Annotated in this window: 14 protein-coding genes; 9 read left to right on the top strand and 5 right to left on the bottom strand. The window is 69.0% G+C overall.

Annotation, left to right across the window (positions count from 1 at the left end):
* Window positions 1-32: 32 nt before the first annotated feature.
* The 3 genes from OV427_RS21030 to OV427_RS21040 form a co-directional block, all read right to left on the bottom strand.
* Window positions 33-812 (bottom strand): DNA-processing protein DprA, encoded by a 780-nt coding sequence (locus tag OV427_RS21030; protein WP_267857927.1) that lies wholly within the window; start codon window positions 810-812, stop codon window positions 33-35.
* A 1,519-nt stretch (window positions 813-2,331) separates the two neighbouring features.
* Window positions 2,332-2,475, bottom strand: a complete 144-nt coding sequence (locus OV427_RS21035; protein ID WP_267857928.1) for a hypothetical protein — start codon at window positions 2,473-2,475, stop codon at window positions 2,332-2,334.
* 1,141 nt (window positions 2,476-3,616) lie between these two features.
* Window positions 3,617-4,861, bottom strand: a complete 1,245-nt coding sequence (locus tag OV427_RS21040) for a transposase (RefSeq protein WP_267857929.1) — start codon at window positions 4,859-4,861, stop codon at window positions 3,617-3,619.
* A 657-nt stretch (window positions 4,862-5,518) separates the two neighbouring features.
* Between OV427_RS21040 and rpmH the strand changes: the two genes are divergently transcribed.
* The 8 genes from rpmH to OV427_RS21080 all read left to right on the top strand — a co-directional run bounded on the left by rpmH (window position 5,519) and on the right by OV427_RS21080 (window position 11,375).
* Window positions 5,519-5,671, top strand: coding sequence for a 50S ribosomal protein L34 (gene rpmH / locus OV427_RS21045; protein WP_163993305.1), 153 nt, complete (start codon window positions 5,519-5,521; stop codon window positions 5,669-5,671).
* A gap of 12 nt (window positions 5,672-5,683) precedes the next feature.
* Window positions 5,684-6,106, top strand: coding sequence for a ribonuclease P protein component (gene rnpA, locus OV427_RS21050; RefSeq protein ID WP_163993302.1), 423 nt, complete (start codon window positions 5,684-5,686; stop codon window positions 6,104-6,106).
* The gene (gene yidD / locus OV427_RS21055; protein ID WP_163993300.1) at window positions 6,103-6,321 is read left to right on the top strand and encodes a membrane protein insertion efficiency factor YidD; all 219 of its coding nucleotides are present in this window, start codon (window positions 6,103-6,105) and stop codon (window positions 6,319-6,321) included. The genes rnpA and yidD overlap by 4 nt, the downstream gene beginning before the upstream one ends.
* 49 nt (window positions 6,322-6,370) lie before the next feature.
* Window positions 6,371-8,191 (top strand): membrane protein insertase YidC, encoded by a 1,821-nt coding sequence (gene yidC, locus OV427_RS21060; protein WP_267857930.1) that lies wholly within the window; start codon window positions 6,371-6,373, stop codon window positions 8,189-8,191.
* A complete protein-coding gene (locus OV427_RS21065) occupies window positions 8,188-8,988 on the top strand; it encodes a hypothetical protein (protein ID WP_267857931.1) in 801 nt (266 codons plus the stop codon). Before yidC ends, OV427_RS21065 begins: the two co-directional genes overlap by 4 nt.
* A gap of 48 nt (window positions 8,989-9,036) precedes the next feature.
* A complete protein-coding gene (locus tag OV427_RS21070) occupies window positions 9,037-9,264 on the top strand; it encodes a hypothetical protein (protein WP_163993295.1) in 228 nt (75 codons plus the stop codon).
* An 87-nt stretch (window positions 9,265-9,351) separates the two neighbouring features.
* Complete coding sequence (gene mnmE, locus OV427_RS21075) at window positions 9,352-10,692, top strand: tRNA uridine-5-carboxymethylaminomethyl(34) synthesis GTPase MnmE (protein WP_267857932.1); 1,341 nt, start codon at window positions 9,352-9,354, stop codon at window positions 10,690-10,692.
* Between the two features lie 77 nt (window positions 10,693-10,769).
* Window positions 10,770-11,375 (top strand): Uma2 family endonuclease, encoded by a 606-nt coding sequence (locus OV427_RS21080; protein ID WP_267857933.1) that lies wholly within the window; start codon window positions 10,770-10,772, stop codon window positions 11,373-11,375.
* Between the two features lie 12 nt (window positions 11,376-11,387).
* Here the strand turns inward: OV427_RS21080 and OV427_RS21085 are convergent, their stop codons facing one another.
* The gene (locus OV427_RS21085; protein ID WP_267857934.1) at window positions 11,388-12,464 is read right to left on the bottom strand and encodes a general secretion pathway protein GspE; all 1,077 of its coding nucleotides are present in this window, start codon (window positions 12,462-12,464) and stop codon (window positions 11,388-11,390) included.
* 299 nt (window positions 12,465-12,763) lie between these two features.
* Between OV427_RS21085 and OV427_RS21090 the strand changes: the two genes are divergently transcribed.
* Window positions 12,764-13,354 (top strand): cysteine dioxygenase, encoded by a 591-nt coding sequence (locus OV427_RS21090; protein WP_267857935.1) that lies wholly within the window; start codon window positions 12,764-12,766, stop codon window positions 13,352-13,354.
* A gap of 243 nt (window positions 13,355-13,597) precedes the next feature.
* On the opposite strand, the gene sppA is transcribed toward OV427_RS21090, so the two are convergent.
* Window positions 13,598-15,391, bottom strand: coding sequence for a signal peptide peptidase SppA (gene sppA, locus OV427_RS21095; protein WP_267857936.1), 1,794 nt, complete (start codon window positions 15,389-15,391; stop codon window positions 13,598-13,600).
* Window positions 15,392-15,545 lie beyond the last annotated feature (154 nt).

Raw genomic sequence — 15,545 nt, forward strand, 5'->3', positions numbered from 1 at the left:
TTCCCCCCCCACAGGGAGCGCATCAAAGCGAGCTAGGCTTCTGACTGCAACAACCGCCCCTTCAGAGCTTGGCCTGCTTCCTCAAGCTGCGAGAGGAGAACCTCGTAGTCCTGCCGGCCCTCAATGGCCCGCGCTGGAGGCCGCGTGGCGAAGCTGCGCTCAAGGAGGTCCGCGTACTCGGACTCGTGCGAGAAGATGCGGGCCAGCTCGCGCCCTGGCTTCTGGCAGAGCGCCAGAATCCCCTGGCTCTTCGGCTCCGCTGCATGGACGCCAGGAGGCGGTAGCGGGGCCCAGAGCTGTCGTCCCTGCGTGAGGCAGAAGCGGACGGTGTGCATGGATCCACCCTCGATGTCCGTCTGCATGACGATGATGCCGACGGACATGCCGCTCTGCAGCCTGTCACGCTGGACCAGGTTGCGCGGAACAGCGGGTGCTCCGAAGGGCTGCTCACTCACCCACGCCCCACCGCGGGCAAGGATTTGCTCGGCGAGCTGCGCGTTCTTCTTCGGGTAAACCGCGTCCAGCCCGTTCGCGAGGATGGCGACCGTGTGGCCCGAAGCATCAAGGGCGGCTTGGTGCGCCAGGGCGTCCACGCCCAGGGCCAACCCGCTGACGATGCTCCAGCCACGCGAGGCCAGGAACCCGGTAATGCGCTTCGTCACCTCCGTGCCGAACGTGGAGGGCTCGCGAGTGCCGATGCACGCGATGGTGCGGTGGTCCGGAGGAAGGGTCCCCTTCACGTAGAGGACGGACGGCCTGTCCGGGATGGCCTTCAGGAAGAGCGGGTACTCCGGGTCAGCAAACGAGAGCACGCGGACGTCGACAGCGGACGCCTTCTCGAGTGCTGCCCGCGCTCTTGAGTGGGCCCCCTCCCATGCGCTCGACTCGAGCAGGGAGGCACGCGACTGGGCAGGTACATGCGCTGCGAGCGTCGTGGGAGCTGCCTCGCGGATGTGCCTCAGTGTTGGACACGCCCGGGCGAGCCGCTGAGCCGTGGCGGGGCCAATACCCCGGAGGGCAAGCAGCGTCAGTTGGCCGACCGCGCTCTTCGTAGGGGTGTCGAGGTTCATGATGCCTGGGGCTGGAACGTAACAAACCCCACCCCCTCATGCGTAAGCACGCAGGTTTGAGGTGGAGGTTCCCTATGGAGCAGCCGGCTGGTCATCGGTGGTGCTTATGCATAAGTGCCCGATAGGACAGGCGGAACCCCCCGTCCTCCCCTGAAGTACCGATGCAGTCGGTAGGCACGTGTAGGACTCTCCAGGTGGTCTTGCGTACAAACAAGCGTGCGCGGCGTGGACTACCTAGGGAGCCGGACGCAGAAGCCTGGAGCAGTCGCTGAGAGCTGGGCTGGCAGCCCGCGCCGGTGCCTCCGCCCGAACAGCCGAAAGGGCCCTGCAGGTCGCTCCAAAATTGGACCTGAAGCGTCAGCCACAGTTGGAGGGGAGCCGCGCGAGAAATGCCGGGCCTGGAAAGTGTAACCGACGCTTCTGACATGGCCGGTTGCGGTGCTGGAAAGCGTCCACCGATACCCTGCCCGAATGCGTCATTTTCAGAGGGAAGGCCCCCTCTAACTTGCGGTGCTGAGGCGACGTGGTGGAGTGCGGGGTGCTGGACCTGACTCGTAGGACCAAGGTTCCCTACCCTGAACTAGCCCGAGACCGTACCGCTAGGGTCGTGACCAACCGCGTACATATGCCCTTAGGTTTCCGCCCTGGTGAGTCTAATCCGAGTTGACTAGGGCTAGCCCGCAGGGGATGGTGCGGGGGAATAGAACGCTTGCTAGGTCGCCATGCTTGGCGCCAGCCACGTAGGCGTTCTGTTCGGGGATTTCTGGGCTACTTGTGCAGTAGGCCCAAAAAGAAAAGGCCGGGCATTTGCCCGGCCTTCACCAGGTCCGGCGGCAACCGGACCTACAACCAGCACCTCACCGTGTGACCGGAAGGAGCCAGCTTGCTCACTGAATCATCGTAAACGGCTAGTTCTACCTGGTCAACGCGCGTGACGTGCGAAGGAGAGGCACGTTGAAAAAGCGCAGTGACCGTAGACGCAGAGACCCAAGACCCATCGTCGGCTGGGCGAAGTCGATTCGCCTCCGGAACGGGCGCGTACTGCATGCCGAGGACTACGGCTTGTCGTACTTCCCCATCCGCGGCCGCCGCAGCTACTGGGACAAGAGACGCCGGCAGCGGAAGCCTGTCCAGCCGCAGCAGTTGAAGTTGAACCTGCAGCCCAAGCAGCGAAACCCCGAGCCGATGCGGGCCAGGCGTCGCGACAAGAAGTGAAGCAGTGCGCGGGCCGCCCTGGAGCCCCAGGGCGGCCCGCGCCGTATTACCCGTCCGTCAGCGCCATGTCCGCGTCGAGGTCACCCGTGCACGTGTACTCCCGGTGCACTGGCAGCCTGTAGCGGATGTACCGCCCCGTGATGGGGTTGAAGTGCCCATCACGGCGCTCCAGGACCATCCCCTCCGTCACGGGCGGCAAGACCTCACGTGGAGGCCCTGCGCGGTACATCTCCTCTGCGGACGGCAGCTGTACCCGCCGCGCCCTCATGGAACGCGGCGGGGAGCTTGGCTCCATCGCGAACGAAAACTGCTGCTGCGACGAACTACGGCGACGGTGATGCCGCGCCCGTTTGGGCGCAGGTGTAGCGGAGCAGGGCATTTTAGGCCCTCCCTTGGTGACACTCTCCGCGCCGGGTCATTGACGGCACCCCAGGTGAGGCTTAATCCTAGGGCCTGTTCAGTGCGTCTCTCGCAGCGCTGGAGAGTCGAGTGATGTAGTTCGCGATTGGTTCAGCCGACGCTTCGCGGGCGCCGGCTGGACCTTTCGCTTTTCTGGGGTGGTTGTGCCGTCTACATGGCCCACCTCCAGTTTCTCGAGCTGACAGGGGGGCCGCAGACGTCTGCGGCTACCTGGAGAGCGCGGCTTGGCGACGGGTTGTCGACGTTTGCAACGCGAGCAACAACGCGCATCCTGCATGCCCGCAGACGCTCGCAATGCGAGGGACAATGCCCAGAAATCATCCGTTGATTCGGACGCTTAGCTGACTCGGCTTGGGGCGTGAGCGGCGCCGCGATGCTGCGGTCGCACCAGGACATCCGCAGGCAGATGTCATCTGAATAGTTGACGTTGGTCCGTGGTGAACGTACAAGTGCGCCAGTCTGTTGCTGCATCCGGACCCTCCTTAACAGGGTTCGCCATGGGGCCCTCGTGACGTGACAGCGTCCGGGGGCTTCGCACTTTCCCTTCAGTGTTGGTCGACTACACTGAAAGTGCGTGCATGTGTACTGCGAGCATCCAGGCAGGCACGCTCGCATGCGGGGAGTGACGGATCAACTTCCTTCCATGTCATTTCCGCAGATCTACGCTGATCTCCGTGCGCATGAAGCGCCGCAGGGAGGTCTCCATGGCGATGACGTGTGGTCGGTGCGGTGGGTACGTGACGGTGGAGAGTCTGACGCGCGCTACCCGCCCGGTGTGCGACGCCTGTCGCGAGGCGCCCCCTCCCACGTTGCCCCCTCTCCCCAGGGAGGTACGCGAGTTCCGAACGACCTCCGAGTCTGGACGCGAGCGTGACCTGCGCCTCGGCTTCCGGCGCGGGGGACGGTAGCCCTCAGGGGCCGCCGTCCATGGTGCGGCGGAGAAGTCGGCCGATGCCCTCGAGGAGCCGGTAGTAGAGGTACGTGGGCACCGGGCCGAATGCCTTGAAGGTGGCGGCGATGCGCTCCGTCTGCTCCCGCGGCCCGTGCACCAACTGCGCGAGGAAGCCGTAAGCTAGGTAGACGAGCTGCGCCATCCGCTTCACCCCCGTCCACGTCAGGGCCCGGAGGTTCTCTAAATCGAAGCCCTGCTTCGCGAAGCGGTTGGCTTCCTCGACGCCCCACCGCTCGAGGTAGATGTCGACGATGCGCCCCGCGTCCTCTGCGGTGCGCACGTCCTCGTTGGTGAGAATGGCCAGCGGCTCCTTGCCGAGCAGTCCGTGGCCGCTGGCGAACACCACCGAGTAGCGCGTCGTCTCCGACTTGTTGAGGACGGTGTTGCCGTCGGGCCGGTAGTACTGGGTGTAGACGTCCGACACCCAGCCAATTTTCAGCTCGGTCGAAGACGAGCGGCCTTGTTTCCGCGTGCGGTGTCGGTGCGTCGGAGGGCACTTCTCCACCAACGCGCTGGGCGTCATCGCGCCCACCGGCGTGAAGAGCTTCCGCTTGCCCTGAAGGGTGAGTCGAATCGCGTACCGCAGGCCCAACTCGTTGAAGCGCTCGAAGAAGGTCCGTCCGTCGAAGCCCGAGTCGAAGGCCCAGAAGGCGTCCTTGGGGACGTACGGAATCGTGGCCCGTATCGCGGCCATGATGGAGGCGTTGTTGCTCGTGTACTCAGGGGACGTGCTCGAGAAGAGCCGGGTCATCAAGGGAAGGCGACGGCCTCGAGCTCCGACGGCCTCCAGGCAGATGAGGTTGTAGCCAAGCCCGAGCTGCCCGGTGCTGCCGTCGCGCACTCCGGCCAGGTAGGGCATCTTCCGCGCCTTCGGCTTGGTGATGTCCGTCACGTCCACGGCGATGGTGGGCCTCGGGAAGCGCTCGTCCCGGAGGGTCGGTGCCACCAGCTTCAGGTACTCGGCCTCCACTGCGTCGTCGTTGTAGCGCCGGGAGGCGAGGCCCCGAGAGAGGCGCTTCTCGGTGTGGATGAGGCGGCGCGGCTCATTCAGCGCGCGGCCGATTTCCGAGAGGAGCGTGCTCCTGTTTTCCAGGAGGCCGAAGAGGGCGTCCCGCAGAAAGCGGAGGTTGGGCTTGTGCAGCCGCGCACCCACCGCTTCCACGTACGCCTCGAAGCGCTCGGCAATGGACTTCTCCCGAGGCACACCCCTCCCGGCACTGGACGGGCCGGTCGGTGGTGCCTACCCTGCGCTCGTCCACCCAGGATGAGCGCGGCCCCACGGCCTCGTTCCAGTTGTCTCGGGGGTGCAGGCTGTTGGCGCAGCCGGCACCCCCATTCTCTTTTCCTGCCGGCCCTATTCGGACCGACTCCCCTCACCCTCGATTCGCTTCTCGTCGCCTCGCTGGTTGCCCCTCGTGCTTCCCACGCCAGGCGTGGATCTCCGGCGCACACGGTGCGCGGCCTAGCTGCCAAGCTGGGGACGAGGCTGGGAGGGTCAATGCCGGGTGGTCATCAGTCCGCCGGGTGGTCATCAGTCCGCCGGCTGGTGGACACCCCGCGCGGGGAAAAAGCGCCCAGTAAACAGACACTTGCAACGCAAGCGATTAAACGGACTGAACACTTCGTTGCTTTGGCGGCGCCCAACTCACGCGGAGGGGGCCGTTCAAGCCAGCAGGGCCACCAATGCCTTCATCCACCCACATCCCCCGAGCCTCCTGTCCGGCCGGAACGGATTCTGGGAAAGGTCGAGGTGATCCAACGTTGACTTACCCTGGAAAGAGGGTTACGGACCCGCCCCTTTCCCCAGTTCAGGTCGCGCCGGAGCGGTAGGAGGCGCCGCCGTCATCAAGGAGTTAGAGCCGTGTCCAAGCGCACGTACCAGCCGTCGAAGGTCCGCCGCAATCGCGCCCACGGGTTCCGCAAGCGGAACGCCACCAAGGGCGGCCGTGACGTCCTCAAGCGCCGCCGCGCCAAGGGCCGTAAGCGGCTCGTCGTTTCCGCCGCGAAGAAGTAAGCGAGTCCGAGTGTGAGGGCCGAGGGTGCGACGCCGGGCCAGTCTGGCCCGGCAGACCAGCGCTTCCCCAAGGCCCTGCGCCTGCTTCAGCGGCGCGAATTCCTGGAGGTTCAGGAAGGCGGGCAGAAGGTTCCTTCCGACTGCCTCCTGGCCCTCATCAAGCGCAATGGCCGGACGTACTCCCGTGTTGGCCTCACCGTGTCGAGCAAGGTGGGCAACGCGGTGGTACGGGCGCGCTTGAGGCGCGTGCTGCGCGAGCTGTACCGCAAGCGCCGCACGCAATGGCCCTCGGGCCTGGACGTGGTGCTGGTGGTGCGCTCGTCCGGAAAGGACGCGTCCTTCCCGGAGCTGTCGCGTGCCTTCGACGGTGTCACCCGTAAGCTGCAGCGGCTCGCGCCGGCCGCAGAGACGAAGCCGAAGGAGCCTCCCAGATGAGCCCGCTCGCCTTCGTCATCTCCCTGCCCATCCGCTTCTACCGGAAGTTCCTCGGCCCCCTCCTGCCGAAGGTCTGCCGGTTCCACCCGTCATGCTCCACCTACGCCATGGAAGCGCTGGAGAAGCACGGCGGTTTCAAGGGCTCCTGGCTCACCGCGTGGCGGCTCATGCGCTGCCAGCCCTTCCACCCCGGCGGCATCGACCCGGTGCCGTGACGGGGCCTTCCACCCCCTGCAGCCCTCTCCCTCTCGGAGGGGGGAGTCTATGAACGATCCGCTCTCGCCCCAGTCGAACGATTCGCAGAAGCGACTGCTGGCCGCTTTGGCCCTCTCGTTCGTGGCCACCGCCTTCTACACCTTCTTCCTCGCCCCCAAGCCGGCTCCTGAAGCGGCCATGGGCGCGGACGCGGGTGTGGTGGTCGCCGCCCCCGCTGATGCCGGCACCGCCCCCGTCGCCGCGGTCCCCGCGCCCGGTGACGGCAGCGGCACCCCCGTCGCCGCCAGTGACGTCCCGGCGCTCCCCGAGCGCAAGGTGGACGTGGCCCGCCAGGAGGTCCACTACGGCTTCTCCTCGGAGGGCGGCGGCCTCACCGCGGCCGTGCTCCAGGGCTCGAAGATGCGTGAGCAGCAGTCGCTCACCATCGAGCAGGGCTTCCAGAAGCTCATCGGCAAGGAGATTCCCCCGCCGCCGCAGATGAACGTGGCGCAGCCGGTGCCGGGCCAGCCGCTGCCGCTGTCCGTGTCCATCGCGGGCAATAGCCCCCTGCCCGCGGGCCTGCGCTACGCGGTGACGGAGGGTGCCGGCGGCAACGCCAACGGCCTCACCTTCACCGGCCGCCAGGGCCCGTGGGAGGTGGTGAAGACGCTCCAGTGGCCCACCCAGGGCTTCGAGCTGGTGTACGCCGTGCAGGTCCGCAACACCTCCGGCCAGGCGCAGAACGGCGAGCTGCAGCTGCACTACAGCCGCGCGGTGGACCCCAACTTCGAGCACGCGCCGTCCTTCTTCGGCGGCGTGGGCAACCTGAGCCGCGCGGCCTGCTTCGTGGACGAGAAGCTCCACAAGATGAGCCCGGGCGACGACAAGCCCAAGGAAGAGGACACCAAGGGCGAGCTGCACTTCTTCGGCATCGACCAGCAGTACTTCGTGTCCGCGCTCTACCCGCTGGACGGGCCGCGCGCCGGGCACTGCACGCTCAACGCGTCGCCCACCGCGCGCGAGGTGACGGCGTCCTTCCCGCTCAGCGTGGCCGCGGGTGAGACGGTGACGCTGCGCTTCGGCGGCTACCTGGGCCCCAAGGACCCGGACCTGCTCGCCGTGGTGCCCGGCCCCGCGCTGCGCCAGGCCGCCTCGCTGGGTGACACCGCGTTCCATCCCAAGCTGGAGGACACGGTCGACTTCGGCATCTGGGCCGTCATCTGCAAGCTGCTGCTGGCCATCATGAAGTTCTTCCACGGCATCACCGGCAACTGGGGCGTGGCCATCATCCTGCTCACCGTGGTGGTGAAGCTGGTGCTGCTGCCGCTCACCTACCGCTCCATGGTCAGCATGGAAGAGGTGAAGAAGCTCCAGCCGCGCATGGAGGAGATTCGCAAGAAGCACGCGGACAACCGTGAGCAGCAGAACCTGGAAATCATGAAGCTGTACCAGGAGGCGAAGGTGAACCCGCTGGGCGGGTGCCTGCCGCTGCTCATCCAGATGCCGGTGTGGATTGCGCTCTTCACGGCGCTGCGCAACAGCTTCGACATCTACGGCGAGCCCTTCATCGGGCCCATCTGGCGCGACCTGACGTACAAGGACCCCACGTACCTGCTGCCGCTGGCGCTGGGCGTGTCCATGGTCATCACCCAGAAGATGCAGCCGCAGATGATGGATGCGGCCCAGGCGAAGATGATGACCTGGTTCATGCCCATCATCTTCACGGCCACGCTGCTCCAGTATCCGGCCGGTCTGTCGCTCTACATCTTCACCAACAACCTGCTGTCGATTGCCCAGCAGTACGGCCTGCGCAAGTGGCTGGACCGGAACAAGTCGAACATGGGCGGCGGGACGCCGGCGGTGGTGACGGCGGGAGGCAGACGCAAGTGAGTGAGCAGCAGGTTCCGCAGCAGGCACCGGGGGCTCCGGCCTCCGGCAGCGCTGCCTCTGGCGACTTCCGGGCGCGGGTGGAGAAGCTGCTCGGCGACATCCTCGGGCTGATGGGCTTCCCGGCGCGCCTGGACATGCAGGACGCCGCGGATGGCAGCCTCTCCGTGGCGCTCCACTTCGAGGCGGGCCCTCCTCCCGGCGTGGAGAACGGGCGGCGCAGCCAGGTGGTGGACTCGCTCCAGTTCCTGCTCAACAAGATGATGCACCGGCCCGGCGTGGAGCGGCGCTGGGTGGTGCTCGGCGCGGGTGCCCACCCGGAGCCTCGTCAGCGTCGTGAGCCGCAGGCGGCACAGGCGGCACAGGCCGTGGCGCCGGCTCCGGCGGCTCCGGCCCCCGCCGCGCCCAGGCCCCCGCCTCCGCAGGCGGCGGCTGTGGCGCAGGCTCCCGCGAAGGCTCCGCGGGGGGGCGCGCAGGCCCCCGCCGCTCGGGCTGCTCCGGCGGCTCGCTCCGACATGGATGAGCGCACGGTGACGGTGGAAGAGGATGCGGTGCTTCGGGAGGCCGCCCGTCAGCTCGCGGTGAAGTCAGGCAACCTGGGCCGCTTCTACGCGCTTGCCGCGATGAAGCTGGAAGACCGCGCGCGCGTCCTCAGGGCAGTAGAAGGAGTGGCAGGGACGAAGGTGACGGTGGAAGGCGAAGGCCGCAACCGCCGTGTGGTGTTCACTCCGGAGAAGCCGGCTCCGCTGCCCAAGAAGAGCCTGCTGCCGGACGACGACGAGGACGACTTCGACGAGTGAGGCGGTTCGCGCCGCACGCGTTGGAGCCTTCCGGAAGAGAGACGAGGGATGGGCAAGGCGAAAGCTCTCAAGGACAAGCTGTACGGCGCGGCGGTGCTGAAGATGAGCTTCCGCCTGCGAGGGGACGAGGACTCCCCTGCCTTCCGGTTCGTCTATCCGGGCGTGCTGCGCGATTTGGAGCTCGAGGACGACGCGGTGGAGCGCTACATCGACGAGAATCGCGAGGCCGTGGAGAAGGCCGCCCGCGGTTCCACGCCACCGATGGGGCCTCGCTGACGCGGGGTCGGTTTCCTGCTCGCGGGGCACTCCGCTCCGCATGACGTCCGGTGGACGCGGGCTGCCTGTTCCGCCACCGTGCCGACGATGACGTCCGACTCCCCCACCATCGCCGCCCTGGCCACCGCGCCCACCGCCGGGGCCGTGGGCATCCTCCGGCTCTCCGGCCCGGCCGCACTGGACGTGGGCCGACTGCTGGCTCCGGGCGTGCCCGCGCAGCCGACTCCGCGTCACGCGTACCTCGCGACCTTCGTCGACGGAGCGGGCCACGCCCTGGATGAGGGGTTGTTCCTCTACTTCCGCGCGCCGGCCTCGTTCACGGGCGAGGACGTGGTGGAGCTGCAGGCGCACGGAAGCCCGCGCCTCTTGAGCCTGCTGCTGGCCCGAGCGCTGGAGGACGAGCGCGTGCGCCCGGCCGCTCCGGGGGAGTTCACCCGCCGCGCCTTCCTCAACGGGAGGCTGGACCTCACGCGCGCGGAGGCGGTGGCGGACCTGGTGGCGGCGGACTCGGAGGCGGCGGTGCGCGCGGCGGCCGCGGGCCTGTCCGGAGTGCTGGCCTCTCGCGTGCGCGCGCTCGAGGAGCCGCTGCGCGAGCTCCATGCGGACCTCGAAGGAGTCCTCAACTTCCCCGACGAGGCGGAAGGAGCGGACGCGGCCTCGGGCGAGCGTGTCGCCGCGTTGCGGGCGCAGGCGGAGGCGTTGCTCGCCGAGGCCGGACGTGGCCGGCTGGTGCGACGGGGCGCGCGCGTGGCGCTGTTCGGCCCCGTCAACGCGGGCAAGTCCACCCTCTTCAACCGGCTGGTGGGCGAGGCGCGCGCACTGGTGGACGACGAGCCCGGGACGACGCGTGACGCGCTGGAGGCCCGAGTCGAGTGGAACGGGCTGGGCGTGACGTTGTTCGACACCGCCGGGCTGCGCGAGGCGCCGGGACGGGTGGAGGCGCTCGGCATCGCCCGCACGCGTGAACTGCTCGCGGGCGTGGACCTGGCCGTGCTCGTGCTGCCGCCGGAAGCCACGGAGACGGAGGCCGAGGCGTGGCTTCGCGACGTCGGTGCCACGCCCGTGCTGGCGGTGGATGGCAAGTGCGATGTCGCGGCCGGGCAGGAGGGTGTCACGCCCACGCCACGCCCGCGTGTCAGCGGGCTCACGGGCGAAGGCGTGGAGTCCCTCCGCGCCGCCATGCTCGGTCAACTCTGGGGCGGCGGCACGCCCTCCGCGGTGGCCCTTGTCTCCGAGCGCCACGCCGATGCCCTGCGTCGCGCCGCCGAGGCACTGGCCCGCGCCGGTGCCGCGTCACACGCCTCCACGCTTGAGGTCGTCTCCGGCGAGGTCGGCCTCGCGCTCGAGGCCCTCGGCGAGGTCTCCGGCACCACCGTTTCCGAAGCGCTCCTGGACGCAATCTTCCAGCGTTTCTGCATCGGGAAATGACACGGCGTCGGCACGCGGGGGAGTGTCAGACCGCTCCCTAGAATGCCCGCCCTGACCCGGTGATTCTCGGAGGCGTTGTGACGGAAGGCATCATCCCCCTGGCGCGGTACTCCATGCTCTCGGCCCTGCCCTCGGGCTGGGTGGGGGAAATTCTGGACGAGGAGCTCGTGGCCTCGCCCCGCCCCTCCGCCGCGCAGACGCGCGCGGCCTTCATGCTGGGCGTGGAGCTGGGAGAGCAGCTCGACCGACGCCGGGGTGGCAGCGGCCGCTGGTGCTTCCTGCGCGCGCCCGAGCTGCACCTGGGCCAGGACATGCTCGTCCCCGACGTGGCCGGCTGGCGCCGCGAGCGCGTGGCCTCCCCGCCCGACCCGGACGTGCCCTTCCTCACGGTGGCGCCGGACTGGGTGTGCGAGGTGCTCGCGCCCTCCACCGCCGCGCTGGACCGCACGCGCAAGCTGCCGCTCTACGCGCGCGCGGGCGTCTCCCACGTCTGGCTGGTGGACCCCGCCGCGCGCACGCTGGAGGTGTACCAGCGCGTCAAGCGCGGCTGGCTCCTCACCGGCAGCTACGAGTCGGACTCGGTGGTGCGCGCCGAGCCCTTCCCGTCTTCGTCACTGGAGCTTGCTTCACTCTGGCTGCCAGAGGGCTCGGACAAGCCCACGTTGTTGGCAGCCGTACCCTGAGGGTCGCGCCGGTCAGCCGGCGCGCTTGAGAAAGGTGCCGTCGGTGGGCCGGGCCAGCCGGCGCACCGCGCGCAGCAACAGGTCCGGGTCCACCGGCGCCGCGAGGAAGCCCCTCGCGCCCACCGCCTGGGCCCGGGGCAAATCCAGCTCCGGCATCTTGCCGGCCACCAGCACCTGCGCCAGCACCTTGCGGCCCAGCGCCTCCATGGACGGCAGCGGCGCCACCACCACCTGCGCCTCGCTCGCCGCCAGCAGCTCCTCGGTGCTGGCCACCTGCGCCTTCAGCCCCGAAGCCTCCAGCACCCGCACCAGCCCCGTCGATGCCTCCACGCCCCAGCCGTACACCAGCACCTGCGCCACCTGCTCCGGCCGGGCCGGCGTCAGCATGGGAATCTTCACCTGAGTGGGCGTGGGCCGCCGCGGGGCCACCGCCGCCACGGGCGCGGGAGTGGGCTTCACGGGCGCGGGCGTCGGCCGCGTGGCCTCCTCCAGCGAGGAGAGCATGGGCAGCCCATCCTTCGTGGAGGGGGCTTCCATGTTCGTCAGGTCCGCCATGGTGCCGCCCAGCAGCATGGGCATGCTGTCGTCCGCCTCGGGGAGGGAGAAGCCCTCCAGGCCGGGACGGCGCGGAACAGCCTCACCCGTCTCACCGCGGTACATGCGGCCGATGGCGCGGCGGATGGCCGCGTCCGTGGCCAGCTTCGCCACCACGCGCGACTTGCCGGACACGCTCTTCACCGCGTCCAGCGACGCCAGGCTGGCCGGAGCGGCGATGGCCACCACCAGCACCGAGTCCCGGCCGCCCTTGCCCTCCAGCCGCAGCGGCACCACCCGGTGCGCCTCGGCCACCTTCTCCGGAATCAGGTACGTGAGGTTGGAGTCCGGCGGCTGGGCGTCCAGCTCCACCGTCTGCATCCCCACCTGCGCCGCCAGCGCCTCGAGGACCTGCTGCGCCGTGCAGAAGCGCTGATCCACCACCACCTGCCCCAGCGGCACCCCCCACTTGCGCTGATACGCCAGCGCCGAGTGGAGCTGCAGTGCATCAATCACACCGCGCTCCACGAGGATGTCACCCAGTCGCTTCTTCATGTTCGGTTCCTCGGCCCCCACCTTGGCGGCTCCTCGACAACAGGAACGGCTTCGGTCCAGGAAATTGACTCTCTCTGTACGCTTCACACCGGCTCGCGGCTTCCTCGCGCGCGCCAGATGGTTCAGTGTCCGCGCCAGGATGCAAACCCGGGGCCGCCCTTGCATCCAGGCGTGCCCAGAGTGGAGGATGTCGTCTATTCGATGAGGTGCCTGTCCTCAAGTGCGCGCCGTGCGCCCGTCCGTGCCCCATCCAACATGCTAATAGGCACGGTGTCGGTGCCTTACCTAGGTTCTCCCCCATGGGCGTCATGACCCTCGAGGCGTTGGTGGGGCTCCTTCGGGAGGAGCCGGGCGGGCAGCCGGGTCTGCTGGCCGTGGGCGAGAGGCTGGCGGGGCTCGTGGTGGAGCCGTCCAGTCTGCAGCCGTACCTGCATTTCAGCCGGGGCCGGTACACGCGCAACCTCGTCTACCGGGATGCGCGGCTGGAGGTGCTGCTCAACTGCTGGGAGGAGGGCGCCGTCTCGCCCATCCATGACCACGACGGGCAGGAGTGCTGGTTCAGCATCCAGTCCGGCACCTTCATCCTGGAGAACTACGGGCGGGTGTCGGGCGGGCTGGAGCCGGGGCCGGCGCGGCTGGGGCCTCCGGTGGTGGTGGGGCCCGTGGGCGCGGGTTACGTGGACTTCCGCTGCCCCGACGCGTCCATCCACCGCGTCGTCAACCAGCAGGGCCCCGCCGTCTCGCTGCACGTGTACGCGGGGCCGGTGGAGCGCTGTCTCGTCTTCGATTCGAAGCGCCAGCGGTGCGCCGTGCAGCAGCTGCGCTACCACTCCGTCTTCGGCCGCCCGCTGTCGCTCCCGGCGCCCGCGCACCCGCGGATCCGCGTCTGAGTCTTCGCTTTCACGGAGTCGCGGTCTTCCGTGGATCCACGCCCGAGGCACCCGGGCCGACCTGGAAGTCCGGGCCCGGCGTCCGGTGAAGACGCTCCTGCGTCCCGGGGTGACGCGAAGGCTCGCGTCCAGGGCGCTGCCCGACGTGCTCGCGCCGGTGTGCCACCGAAGGCCGGGCCCATGCCTGGCGCCCTGCCCTCGCGGCCCACCCGGGCGTCCTGATGCGCCCGGGCGAGCGGTGCGTCACTCCCAGCTCGCGTGGGGCATGGGGGCGTAGAGCGAGCCGCGTGGGTGCTCGAACAGGCCCATCCGCGCGCCGAATGCGTACACCCCGCGCACACCCTCCAGCAGGGGGGCCCACGGGGACAGGGCGCTCACCGCGGCGGCGTCGTCCTCGCTGTTGTCGCCCGTCTGGCCGAGCAGCTCGGACAGCACCTCGGACGTGGCCTTCTTGCGCGGGTACACCTCCACATTCACGCGGGCGTCGGCGGGCAGCTTCGCCAGCTCCTTCGCAATCGCGAGCGCCTTCGGGTAGCCGCCCAGCGCGTCCACCAGGCCGTTGGCCAGTGCGTCCTCGCCCGTCCACACACGGCCCTTCGCCAGCCCCTGGAGCTTCTCCAGTGGCATCTTCCGCCCGGCCGCCGCGCGCCGCGTGAAGTCCGAATAGATGGTGTCCATCGCCGCCTCCGCGCGAGCCTCCTGCTCCGGCGTGAAGTCCTCGTCCGTGCCGTACATGGCGGCGTTGCGGCCCGCGGCAATCGTCTCGAAGTTGACCCCCAGCTTCTCCCAGAAGGCCTGCGTCACGAACTTGCCCGAGTACACGCCGATGCTGCCGGTGAGCGTGCCCGGCTGCGCGACGATGCGGTCCGCGTCCATGGCGACGAAGTAGCCGCCGCTCGCGGCGTAGGTGCCCATGGTGACGATGACGGGCTTGCCCGCCTCCTTCGCGCGCTGCACCTCGCGGCGCACGGTGTCGCTGGCCGTGTAGCTGCCTCCGGGGCTGTCCACGCGGAAGACAATCGCCTTCACCCGCGGGTCCTCGGCGGCCTTGCGCAGCGCGGCCGCCACGCTGTCACCGCCCATGACCTGCCCGCCGCCCAGCGGGCTGTCCTGGCTCTTCCCTCGCGACACGCCGCCCACGCCATAGACGAGGGCAATGGTGTCTCCGGAGGTGTGCGGCCGGCCGGCGCGCTCCAGGTACTTGTGCGCGTAGAGCAGCTCGGCGCCGTCGCCCGCGTCCTTCTTCACCGAGGCCATGACCTCGTCGCGGTAGCGCAGCCCGTCCACCAGCTTCGAGTCCACCGCCTCCTGGCCGAACAGCGGCGCCTTGTCGATGAGGCCGCGCACGACGTCCTCGGTCAGCTTCCGGTCCTCGGCGATGCCGCGCACCACCTGGCCGAAGAGGCTCTGCGTGAAGCGCTCGGTGGCCTCGCGGTGGGGCGCGTTGTAGCCCTGCTCCGTGTACGTGTTGACCGCGTTCTTGTACTCGGCGCGCTTGTGGTAGCGCGGCGTCACGCCCAGCTTCGCGAAGGCGTCGCGCGCGAAGGGCGTCTCGAAGGACAGGCCGGTGATGGTCAGGTCACCGGACGGCTGGATGTAGACTTCGTCGAAGGCGGACGCGACGTAGTAGCCCATGGTGCCGTTGCCCTCCTCTCCGAAGGTGTCCGCATAGGCCACGGCCTTCTTGCCCTTGGCGCGGAAGGCCTTCACCGCGTCGCGCAGCTCCTGCGCCGCGGCGGCGCTGCCGGGGTTGCCCACGCGCGCCACCAGCGACTTCACGCGCGGGTCGTCGCCGGCCTTCTCCAGCGCGTCCACCACGTCGCGCACCGTGGTCGGGTCCTCGCCGAAGGCGCCGCTGAGCGAGTTGCTCAGCACGTACTCGGGCAGCGGGCCCTCCAAATCCAGCTCCAGCACGAGGTTGGACGGCACCGTCGGAGCGCTCGCCGAGGCGAGCACCATCAGGCCGATGAGGCCCACCACGAAGAGGACGGACATCGCGCCGATGAAGGCCAGCGTGCCGATGATGAATCGTTTCATCCGATGGGACTCCTGGTACGCGCGAAACGGGGCACGGCCCTGCGCACGCGGTGCTTACTACTAACGCGCGGTGGCGACGATGCTTGCACGTCGTCCCCGGGGGCGGTGTCCGGGCGGCCACGTTCCCGCGAGCCCCAGGCTCCTCGCAGGGCGG

Origin of the sequence: Pyxidicoccus sp. MSG2 (genome assembly GCF_026626705.1) — a bacterium.
Taxonomy (GTDB): Bacteria; Myxococcota; Myxococcia; order Myxococcales; family Myxococcaceae; genus Myxococcus.

Bases quoted from the DNA above. Each gene is read 5' to 3' on its own strand.
- OV427_RS21085 (WP_267857934.1), bottom strand. From the start codon at position 12,464: ATGAAGAAGCGACTGGGTGACATCCTCGTGGAGCGCGGTGTGATTGAT.
- OV427_RS21090 (WP_267857935.1), top strand. From the start codon at position 12,764: ATGGGCGTCATGACCCTCGAGGCGTTGGTGGGGCTCCTTCGGGAGGAG.
- mnmE (WP_267857932.1), top strand. From the start codon at position 9,352: ATGACGTCCGACTCCCCCACCATCGCCGCCCTGGCCACCGCGCCCACC.
- yidD (WP_163993300.1), top strand. From the start codon at position 6,103: ATGAGCCCGCTCGCCTTCGTCATCTCCCTGCCCATCCGCTTCTACCGG.
- yidC (WP_267857930.1), top strand. From the start codon at position 6,371: ATGAACGATCCGCTCTCGCCCCAGTCGAACGATTCGCAGAAGCGACTG.
- OV427_RS21070 (WP_163993295.1), top strand. From the start codon at position 9,037: ATGGGCAAGGCGAAAGCTCTCAAGGACAAGCTGTACGGCGCGGCGGTG.
- sppA (WP_267857936.1), bottom strand. From the start codon at position 15,391: ATGAAACGATTCATCATCGGCACGCTGGCCTTCATCGGCGCGATGTCC.